The sequence below is a fragment of the Streptococcus sp. oral taxon 431 genome (assembly GCF_023110115.1).
Classification (GTDB): domain Bacteria; phylum Bacillota; class Bacilli; order Lactobacillales; family Streptococcaceae; genus Streptococcus.
The window spans coordinates 1-16748 of record NZ_JALDVP010000007.1 but is presented as its reverse complement, the minus strand read 5'-3'; the positions used below and the strand labels follow the sequence as shown (position 1 = coordinate 16748).

At 40.1% G+C, this 16748-nt stretch carries 9 protein-coding genes; 8 read left to right on the top strand and 1 reads right to left on the bottom strand.

Annotated elements, in window-relative coordinates:
- The first annotated feature begins 16 nt into the window (after nucleotides 1-16).
- From M1F91_RS07960 to M1F91_RS07940, 5 genes are all read left to right on the top strand, one after another.
- Nucleotides 17-2374 carry a hypothetical protein gene (locus M1F91_RS07960; protein WP_247913258.1) on the top strand — a complete coding sequence of 786 codons (2358 nt, stop codon included), beginning with the start codon at nucleotides 17-19 and terminating at the stop codon, nucleotides 2372-2374.
- Nucleotides 2375-2559: 185 nt separating this feature from the next.
- Nucleotides 2560-3414, top strand: coding sequence for a MetQ/NlpA family ABC transporter substrate-binding protein (locus tag M1F91_RS07955; RefSeq protein WP_247913257.1), 855 nt, complete (start codon nucleotides 2560-2562; stop codon nucleotides 3412-3414).
- 120 nt (nucleotides 3415-3534) lie between these two features.
- Complete coding sequence (locus M1F91_RS07950; protein ID WP_247913256.1) at nucleotides 3535-4908, top strand: M20/M25/M40 family metallo-hydrolase; 1374 nt, start codon at nucleotides 3535-3537, stop codon at nucleotides 4906-4908.
- The gene (locus tag M1F91_RS07945) at nucleotides 4901-5962 is read left to right on the top strand and encodes a methionine ABC transporter ATP-binding protein (RefSeq protein WP_070676986.1); all 1062 of its coding nucleotides are present in this window, start codon (nucleotides 4901-4903) and stop codon (nucleotides 5960-5962) included. The genes M1F91_RS07950 and M1F91_RS07945 overlap by 8 nt, the downstream gene beginning before the upstream one ends.
- 1 nt (nucleotide 5963) lies before the next feature.
- Nucleotides 5964-6656, top strand: coding sequence for a methionine ABC transporter permease (locus tag M1F91_RS07940; RefSeq protein WP_247913254.1), 693 nt, complete (start codon nucleotides 5964-5966; stop codon nucleotides 6654-6656).
- 22 nt (nucleotides 6657-6678) lie between these two features.
- Here the strand turns inward: M1F91_RS07940 and M1F91_RS07935 are convergent, their stop codons facing one another.
- Nucleotides 6679-7251 carry an MptD family putative ECF transporter S component gene (locus M1F91_RS07935; protein ID WP_247913252.1) on the bottom strand — a complete coding sequence of 191 codons (573 nt, stop codon included), beginning with the start codon at nucleotides 7249-7251 and terminating at the stop codon, nucleotides 6679-6681.
- Between the two features lie 196 nt (nucleotides 7252-7447).
- Between M1F91_RS07935 and hisS the strand changes: the two genes are divergently transcribed.
- The 3 genes from hisS to M1F91_RS07920 form a co-directional block, all read left to right on the top strand.
- Nucleotides 7448-8725: a histidine--tRNA ligase gene (gene hisS / locus M1F91_RS07930; protein ID WP_247913251.1), complete on the top strand. Its 1278-nt coding sequence runs from the start codon at nucleotides 7448-7450 to the stop codon at nucleotides 8723-8725.
- A gap of 273 nt (nucleotides 8726-8998) precedes the next feature.
- The gene (locus tag M1F91_RS07925) at nucleotides 8999-15499 is read left to right on the top strand and encodes a G5 domain-containing protein (RefSeq protein ID WP_247913249.1); all 6501 of its coding nucleotides are present in this window, start codon (nucleotides 8999-9001) and stop codon (nucleotides 15497-15499) included.
- A 147-nt stretch (nucleotides 15500-15646) separates the two neighbouring features.
- A partial coding sequence (locus M1F91_RS07920) for a collagen binding domain-containing protein (protein ID WP_247913248.1) occupies nucleotides 15647-16748 on the top strand: 1102 nt, incomplete at its 3' end.

Here is a 16748-nt window from a genome sequence, read left to right as displayed (position 1 = left end):
TTTAAAGGAGATTGTCATGAAATACAAAAAGTTTCTATCCTCATTTACATTAGCGACTGCTTTGTTAGCAGCAAGTGCGATAAATCAGGAAGTTCAAGCTAATGAAAAGCCTGTAGATGCTAAGGAAAAAGCTGTTGCACCATCATCATCTGAAAAACAGATTACAGATGCGCAAAAGGAAGTTAAGAAAGCTCAAGCCTCTGTAGATGAAAAAGCTTCAAAAGAAGCGGAGGCTAAAAAGGACTTAGCCAAGGCTGATAAAAAGGTTGCTGAGACAAAAGAAGCTATCAATATCGCTAAAAATGCTGATGCTATCATCGAAGAAGAATCAAAAGTAGCATCTGAGAAGAGCGCTGAAAAAACAGAAGCTGACAAAGCTTTGGCAAATGCAGAATCTACAGCAACAGCAACTAAATCTGCAGAAACTGTAGCTAAAGAAGCTAGCCAATCTGCCAATGAAAAGCGTGATGCTAAAGCGGCAGAGGTAAAAGCTAAACAAGCTGAACTAGATGGTATGACTGATGAAAGTCTTAAAAATCAAATCTCTAATACAGAAAAAGAGGTTAAAAAGGCAGAGCAGTCTCTTCAAGAGCAGACTAAAGCAGCAAGTGAAGTAGCGAATAAGATAGCAGATAAACAAAAGGAACTTGACAATTACAAACCAACAGTTTTGAAAAAAGTCTTGAATCCAGAAGAACAAGGTCGTAAAGCTCCAGCATCTGAGGATGGTTATGACTATAACAAGCAATATCGTCCTAAAGACGCCTCAGGTAATCCTTTGATGGAGAATGTTGCCTTCCAAGGTGTTCGTGAAGTTGAAGTAGAAGCAACTGAAGAAATGAAACGCTTCACTAAGGCTTTAGCTGATTATAATGCAAACCCATATGATGCAGTTAATCACAAATATAAAACAAGACCAGTCTTTAAGTTTGTTGTGGATAATCGCAAATTGACAGAAGCTTTCATTGAGGTAGCAAATGAACTCCGTCGCGCTAATGGTGTTACACAAGACTTAGCTCTAGACGAAGCCTACATTAAACATGCAGAAGAACGTTCAAATGAAATGGCTACCACTGGAGTTTTAAGCCATGATACCAAGTTCACACACCCAGATGGAGAAGATGTTCGTGTAGAAAATATTGGAATGAAAGATCTAATTCCTGGATCCGATGGTGGACCAAACTTTGTGGAAGTTAAAAATGGTCAAACGATTTATAATTACGATAAGATTATGAGTTATAAACAGTTTGCTTATGAATCCCTTTTAGCTTGGTATGCAGACTTTAATAATATAAAAGGAATCGACTACGGACACCGCAGAGCCCTTCTTACACCGGTTGGAGGGAAAGTAGGAGTTGCCCAAGGAACGATTGAAGGAAAAAATCCTAATAACATTTATTATACATATACAAGTAATGCCTATTCACCTGAAACAGTGAAGGAATACACATCTAATTTCTATGCCTTTAAGGAAGATGATAAATTGCATCCGACTTTCTATGGTAAACGCATGAAGTTCTTGCCTGAGCATCACTTTGTATACGTTGAAAAAACAGTTATTGACAAATCTGCTGACATTAAGGCTGAACTTGAATCATTGAAAGCAGAAAAAGCTGATAAAGATGCTAAAAAAGCAGCTGCTGAAAATAAAAAAGCAGACTTGTTAGCAAACTTGGATAAATTAAATAAACAAGCCAATAATTTAGTAAGTTCTCGTGAACAAGTTAAAAAGGACTTGGAACAAGCGAAATCTGATTTGGCAACCTTGACTGCAGATGCGAAAGCAAAAGCTGACTTAGTTGCTACAAAATCACAAGAAGCAACTAAAGCAAGTCAAAATCTAAAAGCCTTGCAAGCCAAGGTAGCAGAATTGGCTACAGCTATTAAAAATGCAGAAGAAAAACGCGATAAAGCAAAAGCCTTGAAAGGTCAAGCATCAGCTTTGGAAACAACCTTGAAGCAAGCAGAAACTGATAAAGCAAATGCACAGAAAGTTAGTGATCAAGCAGAAGCTGAGTTGAAATTGGCTCAAACAGCTCTAGCAGAAGCAAAAGCGAAGCTACAAGCTTTATTAGATGTACTTGAAGCAGAAAATATGCTGAAAGTGGCAGAAAAAGACGGAATGATTATTGGGCTACCAAAAAATGCACCAATTCAAGACCCACTTCCAGAATTTGATCTTCGTAAACTTGCTGATAAACCTCAAGGTGCAGAAGCTAATAAACCTGGAGAAAAAGCTTCTACTAAAGCATTGCCAAATACAGGAACAAACTCAGGTGTAGATGAACAAACGACTCTGTTTGGAGTTTACGGTTTACTTGCGAGTCTCGGCTTAGCAGGCATCGTAACACGACGCAGAAGACAAGGTGAATAAATCTTAAAAGCTATCTAGCAATCAGCTAGATGGCTTTTTTGTAGAATGATAGATCCGGGGATAGGTCTAATATCAGCTTAATATGTATAGTTTCAAACTATATGCCTTCCTATCTATTAACAATTTGCGAAATCAAATAAAGTATGAGATACTATTACGGTATTATTTTTAAAGGAGAATGAATCATGAAAATCAAAAAATGGTTAGGCGTAGCAGCGATTGCTACAGTAGCAGGCCTTACACTTGCAGCTTGCGGAAATTCAAACAAGAAAGCGGACAATACAACTACAGTTAAAATCGCAACTGTAAACCGTAGCGGTTCAGAAGAAGCACGTTGGGACAAAGTTCAAGAATTAGTTGAAAAAGACGGAATTAAATTGGAATTCACAGAGTTTACAGACTACTCACAACCAAATAAAGCAACTGCTGATGGTGAAGTAGACTTGAACGCTTTCCAACACTACAACTTCTTGAACAACTGGAACAAAGAAAACGGTAAAGATCTTGTAGCGATTGCAGATACTTACATCTCACCAATCCGTCTTTACTCAGGTTTAAACGGAAGTGAAAACAAGTACACTAAAGTGGAAGAAATCCCAGATAACGGTGAAATCGCAGTACCTAACGATGCTACAAACGAAAGCCGTGCTCTTTACTTGCTTCAATCAGCTGGTTTGATCAAGTTGGATGTTTCAGGAACTGCACTTGCGACAATCGCAAACATCACAGAAAATCCAAAGAACTTGAAAATCACTGAATTGGACGCTAGCCAAACAGCTCGTTCATTGTCATCAGTTGATGCAGCTGTTGTAAACAACACTTTTGTTACAGAAGCAAAATTGGACTACAAGAAAGCACTCTTTAAAGAGCAAGCTGACGAAAACTCAAAACAATGGTATAACATCATCGTTGCGAAAAAAGATTGGGAATCATCACCTAAAGCTGATGCAATCAAGAAAATTATCGCAGCTTATCACACTGACGAAGTGAAAAAAGTCATCGAAGAAACTTCAGACGGCTTGGATCAACCAGTTTGGTAATAAACACAGGGAGGTGGGAGAGATTTTTCCACCTCTTGCTTTTATATAGAGCCTAAAACAAATGAAATCCACTTGTATTGATTCTAAAGGTACAAGTCCTAGTAGAAAGGTAGAGAGAAAATGGTTTTCCCTAGCCAAGAAGAACAAATTGAAAAGTTTGAAAAGGATCATGTAGCACAACATTATTTTGAAGTTTTGCGTACCTTGATTTCTAAAAAATCAGTCTTTGCCCAACAAGTCGGCCTGAAAGAGGTGGCTCGTTATCTAGGTGAGATTTTTAAACGTGTTGGTGCAGAAGTTGAGGTTGACGAGAGCTATACAGCGCCTTTTGTCATGGCACATTTCAAAAGTTCACGACCAAATGCCAAGACTATCATTTTTTACAACCACTATGACACAGTACCAGCAGATGGTGATCAAGTTTGGACCGAGGATCCTTTTACACTCTCTGTGCGTGATGGCATTATGTATGGACGCGGGGTTGATGATGACAAGGGACATATCACAGCTAGACTGAGTGCACTGAGAAAGTATATGCAGCACCATGATGATCTTCCTGTCAATATTAGCTTCATCATGGAAGGGGCTGAGGAATCGGCCTCTATGGATTTGGATAAATATCTAGAAAAGCATGCTGATAAACTTCGTGGTGCTGATTTATTAGTCTGGGAACAAGGGACAAAAAATGCCTTAGAGCAGCTAGAAATCTCAGGCGGAAATAAGGGGATTGTGACCTTTGATGCCAAGGTCAAGAGTGCAGATGTCGATATCCATTCTAGCTATGGTGGAGTCATCGAATCAGCTCCATGGTATCTTATTCAAGCTTTGACTAGCCTTCGCGCTGCCGATGGCCGTATCTTGGTAGAAGGCTTGTACGATGAGGTCCAAGAGCCTAACGAACGTGAGTTAGCCTTGGTTGAAACCTATGCCCAACGCAATCCAGAGGAAATCAGTCAGATTTATGGCTTGGAATTGCCACTTTTACAAGAGGAACGTACAGCCTTTCTAAAACGTTTCTTTTTTGAGCCAGCGCTCAATATCGAAGGAATTCAGTCTGGTTATCAAGGTCAAGGAGTTAAAACGATTTTGCCAGCAGAGGCTAGTGCCAAGCTAGAAGTCCGTTTGGTTCCGGGGCTTGAACCCCATGATGTTTTGGAGAAAATCCGAAAACAACTAGACAAAAATGGCTTTGATAAGGTAGAATTGTACTATACTTTGGGTGAGATGAGCTATCGAAGTGACATGAGTGCACCGGCCATTATCAATGTGATTGAGCTGGCTAAGAAATTCTATCCACAGGGCGTGTCTGTCTTGCCAACAACGGCTGGTACAGGTCCTATGCATACGGTATTTGATGCCTTAGAAGTACCTATGGTTGCCTTTGGTCTAGGAAATGCCAATAGCCGAGACCATGGTGGAGATGAAAATGTGCGAATCGCCGATTATTACACCCATATTGAATTAGTAGAGGAGCTGATTAGAAGTTATGAGTAGAGACATTATCAAATTAGACCAGATCGATGTGACTTTCCACCAAAAGAAGAGAACTATCACAGCGGTCAAGGATGTGACCATTCACATCCAAGAAGGGGATATCTACGGGATTGTTGGATATTCTGGAGCAGGGAAATCAACCTTGGTTCGTGTTATTAACCTTTTACAAAAACCATCTGCAGGTAGAATTACCGTTGATGATGATGTGATTTTCGATGGTAAAGAAACCTTAACTGCCGGACAATTACGTCGCAAACGTCAGGATATTGGGATGATTTTCCAACACTTTAACCTTATGAGTCAGAAGACAGCAGAGGAAAACGTAGCTTTTGCCCTCAAACACTCTGGACTTAGTGAGAAAGATAAGAAGGCTAAAGTGGCTGAATTATTAGACTTGGTCGGGTTGGCTGACCGTGCTGAAAACTATCCTTCACAACTTTCTGGTGGACAAAAACAGCGTGTAGCTATTGCGCGTGCCTTGGCCAATGATCCAAAAATCTTGATTTCTGACGAGTCAACTTCTGCCCTAGACCCTAAGACGACTAAACAAATCTTGTCTCTTTTACAAGATTTGAACCGTAAACTAGGTTTGACCATTGTCTTAATTACACATGAGATGCAGATTGTCAAAGACATTGCTAATCGTGTGGCAGTCATGCAGGATGGCCGCTTGATTGAAGAAGGTAGCGTTCTTGAAATCTTCTCAGATCCTAAGCAACCATTGACCCAGGACTTTATCTCAACGGCTACTGGTATCGATGAAGCTATGGTCAAGATTGAAAAGCAAGAAATCGTGGAGCACTTATCTGAAAATAGCATTTTGGTACAACTCAAGTATGCAGGCGCTTCTACAGATGAGCCACTTTTGAATGAATTGTACAAACACTACCAAGTAACAGCCAATATTCTCTATGGGAACATTGAAATTTTGGATGGTACTCCTGTGGGTGAGCTTGTGGTTGTTTTGTCTGGAGAAAAAGAAGCGCTGGCAAAAGCTCAAGAGGCTATCCATCAGGCTGGTGTACAACTAAAAGTATTGAAGGGAGGACAGTAAGATGGCAGACTTGATCCAAACATATTTACCAAACGTCTACAAGATGGGTTGGTTAGGCCAAGCGGGCTGGGGGACAGCTATTTACTTAACGCTTTATATGACAGTTCTTTCCTTTGTTATTGGAGGATTCCTAGGACTAGTTGCAGGACTTTTCCTCGTCTTAACTGGACCGGGTGGCGTCTTAGAAGATAAAGTTGTTTTTTGGGTTTTGGATAAGATTACCTCAATCTTCCGTGCAGTTCCTTTTATCATTCTCTTGGCTGTCTTGTCACCCTTCTCTCATTTGATCGTAGGGACAAGTATCGGGCCAAATGCGGCTATCGTACCACTTTCTTTTGCAGTTTTTGCCTTCTTTGCTCGTCAGGTTCAAGTAGTTTTATCAGAGCTTGATGGTGGTGTCATTGAAGCGGCTCAAGCTAGCGGAGCAACATTCTGGGACATTGTGGGTGTTTACCTATCAGAAGGACTTCCAGATTTGATCCGCGTGACGACTGTAACCTTGATTTCACTAGTCGGTGAGACAGCTATGGCGGGAGCAGTTGGGGCTGGAGGTATCGGTAACGTAGCTATAGCTTATGGTTTTAACCGTTACAATCACGATGTGACTATTCTTGCGACCCTCATCATTATCTTGATTATCTTTTCTATCCAATTTTTGGGAGATTTCTTGACCAAGAAATTAAGTCATAAATAAAAAAGAGCCATCTGGCTCTTTTTTATGATGTTTTATGTGCTAATTTCTTACTAAGTGCTTGTCCAATCAGGGCACCAAGTAAAGCGCCGATGAGAACACTTGTGATGAAGAGGAGGATGTTGGCAGGATTCGGTGCAACCATAATGCGATCGATATAGTCCTGAGATTTTCCACGAGCGACTAGAGTTGCGATATAGGCTTGAGGGGTCAACCACATGAGTAGGATGGGACCAGTAGTACCAAAGGCAAAAACTAGAAAGGAAAGAAGGTTTTTAACCTTATCCTTGTAATGTCCTAGGTGAGCAATGCCATCTGCTACAAGACCGCAGATAATTCCTGGCAGAAAGGCTCCAGCACCATGCTTGCTCCCGAGGAAAAAGAGAGCAATCACAAGTCCTATCGAAGTAATAGCTCCAAAACGAGGCACTTTGGCTAAAAGGATCATATAGACGCTACCACCCACAAGAGCAGAAAAGGCAGGGGCGTAAAACATATTTCCAGTGTGGTCGACAAGGTTCCCTAGTAGAACCCCCACTCCGATACAGAGAAAGTAGACAAGGGCAGCAACAAGGGTTGTCAAGATATTCTTTTTCATAAGTTCTCCTTGGTATATCTGATGGTTTTCATTGTATCATGCCTGGCTTAGATTGTAAATACTGGCTGACATTTGCTATTTGTCCAGAGACTAGATGAAAGAGGAATAGACTAAAGCTATTTCTTTACTCCTCTGACTGTCCCAATCCCTTTATTTATGGTAAAATAGGACTATTAAGTTAGAAAGAGGATTTTCTATGAAATTACAAAAACCAAAAGGAACGCAGGATATTTTACCTGCTGAGTCTGCCAAGTGGCAGTACGTTGAAGGCTTTGCGCGTGAAATCTTCAAACACTACAACTACGCAGAAGTGCGTACCCCTATTTTCGAGCATTATGAAGTCATCAGTCGTTCTGTTGGAGACACAACCGATATCGTAACTAAGGAAATGTATGATTTTTACGACAAGGGTGATCGTCATATTACCCTCCGCCCAGAAGGAACGGCTCCAGTCGTTCGTTCTTATGTGGAAAACAAACTCTTCGCACCAGAAGTTCAAAAACCAAGCAAGTTTTACTACATGGGTCCAATGTTCCGCTATGAGCGCCCACAAGCAGGTCGTTTACGCCAATTCCACCAGATTGGTGTGGAGTGCTTTGGCTCTAGCAATCCAGCTACCGATGTAGAAACGATCGCTATGGCAGCCCACTTCTTGAAAGCAATCGGTGTTCAAGGCGTCAAACTACACCTCAACACTCTTGGAAATCCTGAAAGTCGTGCAGCCTACCGTCAAGCCTTGATTGACTACTTAACACCGCTCAAGGAGACATTATCTAAGGATAGCCAACGTCGTTTGGAGGAAAACCCTCTCCGTGTCTTGGATTCGAAGGAAAAAGAAGACAAGGTGGCAGTGGAGAATGCACCATCTATCTTGGATTACCTGGATGAAGAAAGCCAAGCCCACTTTGATGCTGTTCGTCAGATGTTGGGGAATCTAGGAGTAGACTATATCATTGATATCAATATGGTGCGTGGTCTGGATTACTACAACCACACCATTTTCGAGTTCATCACAGAGATTGAGGGCAATGCTCTAACAGTCTGTGCAGGTGGTCGCTACGATGGCTTGGTTGCCTACTTTGGCGGTCCTGAAACTGCTGGATTTGGTTTTGGACTTGGTGTAGAGCGTCTTCTTTTAGTCCTTGAAAAGCAAGGTGTGGCCCTACCTATCGAAAACGCCCTAGATGTCTATATCGCTGTCCTTGGTGAAGAGGCTAATCTGAAAGCCTTGGAGTTGGTACAAGCATTGCGCCAACAAGGCTTCAAAGCAGAGCGTGATTATCTCAACCGTAAACTCAAAGCGCAGTTCAAGTCAGCTGACGTCTTTGAGGCTAAGACCCTAATCACCCTAGGAGAGAGTGAAATTGAAAGTGGACAAGTTAAGGTTAAGAACAACCAAACTCGAGAAGAAGTAGAAGTTTCGCTTGAAACTATTAGCAAAAATTTCTCAGAAGTCTTTGAAAAATTGGTATAAAAGAACCCAAAAAAGCTAGGAAAAATTCCTAGCTTTTTTGAATAAAAAGTACCAAAAAGACACAAATTTTAGAAAAAATAGTAAATGAAAAGTTTTAGTTGGATAAATAAAAATTTTGGTTAAAATTTATTGACTTTCGCCCTCTATCACTGTATTATTGAATAGTATAGAATAAATATTTTGCGCCCTAAAACAGGGAGTCTAAGGATATTTATGCATAATTCAAATCTTATAAAGAGATGATGGCTAGATGAGAGTTTGGAGAAAAAGAAAATGAATATTAGGAAATCAACAAAATATTCACTATTGACAATTGGGATTTTAACCACTTTCCAATTAGGTCAAATGCATGTTAAAGCTGATACAACTGATTTCTCAAATAACACAGTTGTGCAAAACCAGGATGAAAAAGCAACTTCATTAAATAAGAACACCAATCAAAAGAGTGAAGCCACTGCTAATGATAAGAAAGAGCCGGTTGCTAATAAGGGAAAGCCTGCAGCTTTAACGCCGGAAAACACTACTTCTACAACGGAAGTGGCAGAAAAGGAAGCAGACAAGTCTCCTGCTGAGAGGGAAGTTGCTGAAGAAAAAACAGTAGCAGAACAACCAAAAGCGGAACAATCTGTCCAAGAGCAACCAACAAGTGAGCAGCCAAAAGCAGAACAGCCTAAGGTAGAAAAACCAGCAGCAGAAACAACACCTGAAGAAGAACTGAAAAAGTTGTCAGAGACACCTCAAGAGGGGGTAACGACTCCTAAAGAGGAACCGAAAGCTCCTAAAGATGAATCAGCAGCTCCTAGAGCTCGTCGTAGAAGAGCAGCTAGCAATACAAACGTATATGAAGATGCAACATACGGTAAGTATGTAAAAGCTACAGATTTCGGATTAGATACAACTGGTAAGGTTGAAGCAAGTGATGCTCTTCAAAAAGCTCTGAAAGCAGCCAATGAGGTTGAGGGTGGAGCTGCCGTAATGGTTTCAGGGAATGTCCTCTTGAAGAAAACCTTGGTTATCGATGAGAACTATGCCAATGTAAAAGGTTTGATTGGTAGTGGTCCAAGTCGTAACAATACAAAAATCGTGTTTAACAAAAAGCAAGATGGAGAGCACGATCCTGAAACAAACTTGACGGATAACCGTTACGAGTCTGCGGTCCTCATTCAAAATCAGAATAACTTTACTGTAGGCCGCTTAACTGTTGAGCATGCCTATGATTCATCAGACTACACTAAGGATAATGAGTTTTACCGTAAAGGAAAATCTTACTTTGGACGTTCAAACGGTATCTACGTAAACGATTCTTCAAATGTTACGATCAATGATGTTCGTGCTATGAAATTTAACAGAGCCGGTGTCTTCTTTAGTTCAAGCAAGGCGACAGCTCAAGAGTATGATGCTAGCGGTAGACCAATCCGTTACAGCAGTATCTCTGAGAAGGTTTCAAATGAAGTCAAGTCTATCGGAGATCCAGATGTTCCTATCATGGACGGTAACAAGGTAACCAACTCTTTCCTTCATAACAACCGTGTTGCTGGTGTTATGTTCGGTTACCAACGTAATTTTGTGGTAGACAATAATATCTTGTCATACAACGGTCATGTGTTGGACGGTGGTACTGGATATGGTGCAGCCTCAATGGCTGGTTCTTACAATGATGGTATTACCTATACTGGAAACTATACAAACTACAACTACCGTAAAGGCTTGGATATTCACGACGGGAATAAGATTCTCATCGAAAATAACGTTTCACTCGGAGACCGTTTGAATGGTATCGAGGTTTATAACCGTGCCAATCCGATGACAGATGTCATTATTCGTAACAACAAGGTAACTCAAGATCCAAACTCTAAGTTGGAAAATGATGATGATGATCCAGCGCGTTACCGTGGTTACACAGCCATCTCTATCCTGACAAATGAGAAAAACCATAAATGGACCAAACCTCTTGATAAAGGTCGTTACGTTATTTCAAATAACACCATTGAAGGTTTGACAAAACCATTTGAAGATGGACAACTAGGAACATTTGGTATTCTCTTTAGAAACAACGAAAGTTCAAATGATTATAGTCTAAACATTGAAGGAAACACCATCACTGGTGATTCGACAGACTATATCATCTCTGTCAACAACAATACTGCTCAAGCATCTAGAGGTGTTGAAGGTGGTGGTTCAGGTGATATCACTATTTCAAGAAATAAGATTGAAGTAGATGACATCAAGCAGTTACCGATTTACATTAATGATGATACAACTTATGTAGCAAGTGTTATTGACCGTACTACTGGAAAACGTGTCAACAAGGTTACAAAAGTACCATTTACTAAGACTAGAGGAAGTATCAATATTGACAACAATGAGTTGACCGTTTCTAAGATTAAGTCTAGATGGAAAAATGCGGTTGCGATTGAAAGTACAAACGCAGCTTCTATTGATGTCAATAGCAATACCTTTAAGTATAAAGACAATGAGCCGTGGCAACGTTATGATGTTACCCGTAAAACGGACGGTAGAGTTATCAAAGACATAATGCAAGCTTTCTTTGGTATCAACCGTCTAAACGACACTGTTAAAGTAACAGCTACAGACAATAAATTCATCGCCGACACACCAAACAAGAATGGTTTCTTTAGACTATACAATGGTGATTGGGTGAACTTAAATGCTAAGAGTAATAATGTCTTCCTTGGACGTAATACTCTAGATGGGAAGCCACTAGCTCCAGTAGATATCGTTGGTGATAAAACGGTTGAAACACTTCGTACAACAACAACGACAGAGTACATCATCGAAACTCGTGAGACAGATGAACTTCCTATCGGATTTAAAGAAACTGTACAAAAAGGTGTACCTGGTAAGAAAGTTAATGTTTATAAGATTACCAAAGTTGGTGATACAATTGTAGGTCGTCAGATTGAATCTGAGGAAGTAATTCAAGAGCCTACGAGAGAAATCGTCTTGATTGGTACAGCGACAGAAACATTTGAGACTGTTACTGAGAAAGAAACTGTTGCATACGAAACAGAAATCAGAACTGACCCAACAAAACCAAAAACTTATCAATTTGAAAATCAAGCTGGTAAGAATGGTTCTGTTGAAAAGACTTACCAAATCAGAAAACTGAATGGTAAGGAAGCCGGTAAGACTTTGACGTCTGAAACAGTGATTGACCAACCAGTCAAACGCATTATCACAGTTGGTAGTGCAGTAGAAAAAGTAGAATACACTACTGAAATCAAAGATGTAGACTTTGAAACTGTGGTTGAATATGATTATACGAAACCAAAAGGCTACGAAGAAGTCCGTCAAGAAGGTGAGAAAGGTCGTATTGAAAGTCAATATAAACTTACCTACCTCAATGATGAACTCGTTGACCGTACCTTGGTCAATGAAAATGTCCTTAAAGAGAAGAAGAACAAGATTGTTGTTAAAGGTCTAGGTGTGGTTGTATCAATCAGATCCGTAGTTGTTGTCGAAGAAAAAGACTTCAACAAGGTTATCGAAAAAGATGAAACCCAACCAGAAGGCTACAGCAAGATTACTCAAGTCGGATCTCCTGGTACCATCACAACAACTTATGAAGTGACCTATGAGGACGATGTAGAAGTTGCTCGTAAAGAAATCTCAAAAGTTGAGGATCCAAAAGCTGTAGACGAAATCACAGTAATCGGTACTTCTAAGATGACAGAACGTACATTGGATGAACAGGTTGACGTTCCATTCAAGACGATTTATGTCTCAGACAATACACTTCCAGCAGGAGAAAGTGTTGTCGATGAAGAAGGAACTCCAGGACAAATTATCCGTACTTTCTTGGTAAGCTATCGAAATGGTAAAGAAATCGGTCGTACCATCGTTTCTGAACATAAGATTACAGATGCAGTCAACCGTGTCGTTCGTGTCGGAAATGCGACACCTATTGTTGAAACCACTGAACTTGTAGATGAGACAGAATCAATCGATTACAATACTCTCAAAGAATTTTCAGATCAGCTTCCTGCAGGGACAACTAAGGTTATCCAGGCAGGTAAGAAAGGCCAGAAAACAAATCGTTACTCTGTAACGAAAGTGAATGGAGAAGAGACATCTCGTACATTTGTAGAATCTAACATTACTACAGATCCAGTAGATGAGATCATCCAAGTTGGAACTCGTATCAAAGAAATTAGAGAAGCAACCGAGACAAGTCCAATTCCATTTACTATTAAGGTTCGTAAAGACACCACGAAGCCAATCGGCTACCGAGTGACTGAGGTAGAAGGTCAAGACGGTGAGAAGTCAGACCTCTATAAAGTAACTTACATCAGTGGTACCGAAACCAAACGGGAACATTTGAAGACAACAGTCGTTAGAGAAGCTATTAACAAGGTGATTGTCGAAGGTGCTGGAGTAGAACGTGCTCTCTTTGAAATTCAAGAAGATAAGATTACAAGCTCAACTGAGTATCGAAATGATGACACTATTCCAGAAGGTGAAACTAAGATTTCTCAAGTTGGAGAAGAAGGCCTCCTTCGTAAGACGATCGAAAAACGATACTTCAATGACGAATTGCGTTCTACGAAATTAATAGACAGCAAACTAATCAAAGAAGCAACTCCAACGATCATCTTGGTAGGTACAAAACATGTACCAACCATCAAGGTAGAACAGGATACTCAAACTGAGAAGATTGCCTACAAGACTCAAAAAATCGAAGATCCAAACCTACCAAAAGGTGAAACTAAGGTAGTTCAAGTAGGACGAAATGGTCTCATTGAGAAAGTTTACCAACTAACCTACAAAGACGGAGTCTTGATTAAGACAGACTTGATTAGTAGCAAGGAAGTTCAAAAAGTTCAAGATGAGATTATCCATATCGGTACGCAAGTTACTGAGACCAAGGAAATCAACACAACAAGTCCAATTCCGTACAATGTTATTATTCGTAAGGATAAGACCAAGCCAGTTGGTTACAGCCTTGTTGAAGTAGAGGGCCAAGAGGGAACTCAAACAGACTACTATCAAGTAACTTATGTCAATGGTAAGGAAACCAAGCGTGAGCACCTCAGAACAGTCATTACAACTCAACCTGTCAATAAAGTCCTAGTTGAAGGTTCTGGAATTGAGCGTACAATCTTCGAAATCCAAGAAGAAAGAATCACAAGTTCAACTGAATATCGTAACGACGATACTTTGCCAGAAGGTGAAACAAAGGTTCTTCAAGAAGGTCAAGATGGACTCATCCATAAGACAATTGAGAAACAGTACTTCAATGATGAAGAACGTTCTTCAAAACTAATCGAAAGTAAAGTTGTCAGAGAAGCAATTCCGACCATCATTTTAGTTGGGACAAAACATGTTCCAAATGTTAAAGTGAAGCAGGAAACGCGAACTGAAGAGACTAACTTTAGAACAGTTACCGTTATTGATGAAAATATTCCAAAGGGTGAACGTAAGCTTGTTCAAGAAGGTCGTGCTGGTTTAGTAGAAAAAATTTATCAGCTTACTTATAAAGATGGCATCTTAGTCAAGACGGACTTGATTAGCGTCAAAGAGTTGCGTCCAGCCCTTGAGCAGATTATCCATATCGGTTCTCAAGTTACTGAAACCAAAGAGATCAGCTTAACCAGTGCGATTCCTTACAACACCATCGTTCGTGAGGACAAGACTAAGCCTGTTAGCTATCGTCTGGTCGAAGTAGAAGGCCAAGAAGGAACTCAAACAGACTACTATAAAGTAACCTATGTCAATGGTAAAGAAACTCAACGTGAGTATCTAAGAACTGTTATCACGACTCAACCTATCAACCAAGTTCTTGTAGTGGGTGCTGGAGTTGAGCGTACTGTCTTGGTGACTGAGGATGAAGTCATTAGTCATCAAACAGAATATCGCAATGATGATAGCTTACCAGAAGGTGAAACTAGAGTCTTCCAAGAAGGTCAAGATGGACTAATTCACAGAACGTTTGAGAAATACTACTTCAATGACGAAGAGCTTTCTTCTACATTGGTAGATACCACGGTAATCAGAAAAGCAGTGGCTCGTGTAATCTTAGTTGGAACAAAACGAATTCCTACTATTACAACAGAGGAACTCATCCAAGCAGAAGAAGTAGCCTTTGAGAAACAAACAGTTGAAAATGCAGAGCTAGCAAAAGGAACTGTGAATGTTTTACAAGAAGGCAAGGCAGGTAGACGACAAGATGTGTATCGCTTGACTCTTGAGGACGGAGTTGTGATCAAGAAAGAATTGATTCGCTCAGAAATCCTAGAAGAACCACAAGCAGAGATCACTGAGATCGGAACCAAGCAAGTTTCTTCTATAATTATAGAAGAAAACATCCAAGTAGAAGAGATTGACTTTGAAAAACAAATAGTTGAAAATCCTAAGTTTGCTAAAGGTACACAAATTCTTCTACAAAAAGGAAAACCAGGAAAACGTCAATATATGTATCGTTTGACTTTGCAGAATGGAGTTGTGATTAAGAAAGAATTGATTCGCTCAGAAATCCTAGAAGAACCACAAGCAGAGATTATTGAAATAGGGACCCTGGTTGAACAATCAAAACAAGAACCATCAGCACCAGTTCCATCTCCTAAACTGGAGGAGATGAAGCCATTGGCAGTTTCAGCTCAAAAACCTCAAACAGTTGAAGCACCAGTTGTCCAAGACCAGCTCTTACCAGAGACTGGAGAGCAGTCAAACTGGTGGATCAGCCTACTTGGAATCTTGATGATGTTCTTAACTTTGGTCGGTATTCGCGAGAAAAAAGATGACCATAGAAGATGAAATTTGTCGAAAAGAGACAATATAAAACAAAAATAATAATATTTCTAGCAGAAAAATAAAAATCTTTTAAAAAACCCTTTAAAAGACTTGTAAAAGAAACTAAAAAATGCTATGATATATCAGATTAAATTAAAGGAGTTTATTGTGATGAAGAATTCACAGCTTAGCGCTACGCGCATTTTAGCGATGTTAAGTATCTTGGTTCTTTCATTGGCAACACTGACGACAGTTTTCGCTACTGAAGTAACTCAATATACTATGAACACAGAAGTTAAGGTTGATGGTCAACCTATAACTGCGGACAAAAAGATTACGACTGGTCGTGTCTTGGAGGCAACAAATAGCCTTACTTTCCCAGACTCACAACAGATCAATGCTGGGGATACTTTGACTTTGGACCTTCCAAAAGAATTGGAACTTGTTACTAAACTTGAGTTCCCAATCCTTCACGCCGACGGTCAAAAGGTTGGTGATGCAGTAACTGATCCAAGTACAGGTAAAGTAACCATTACTTTCACGGACTACTTCTCTAAAAACTACAAAGACAAAGTCATGTCTTTGAAATACTCAGTTCGTCCGAATGCAAAAACTTGGACTGATTCTGGTAAGTACACATTTAAGTTTGGTGAAGAAACTTACAATGTAACCTATGAGAAATATGTAGGTGTTCCAGATGACTACGAATACAAATATGGTTACCAAGACCAACAAAACCCTAAACGTATCAAATGGCGTATCCTTTTGAACGCTGTTCAAGATAAATTGAATAACTTGGTTATTACTGATGACTTCAGCGATAACGGTCAAGTTCTTGTAGAGGGTTCATTGCGTGCTGTTCGTTACGCAACTCAACCAAACAAAATCCAAAGTGAAAACGAATTGTTCAAGTTGAACCCAACTGACAACTTCACTAAGACAGCTGTATTCACAAGAAATGAAGCAGGTCAAATCACAGGATTCACATTTAACTTTGGTGATAACTGGAACTGGCCAATGTGGATTGAGTACACAACTGAACTTACTAACGACCTTCCAAAAGGTACTAAAGTAGCTAACACATTGAAGTGGAAAGCAACTAACTTCCCTGAAGAACGTTCAATCACTAAACTTACTCGTTTAGAGACTGGTTCAGGTGAAGGTAGCGGTGATAAGACAACAACGACAACCACTACAACAACGACAACCACTACAACAACTGAAGCTCCAACAACAACTGAAGCTCCAACAACGACTGAAGCTCCAACAACAA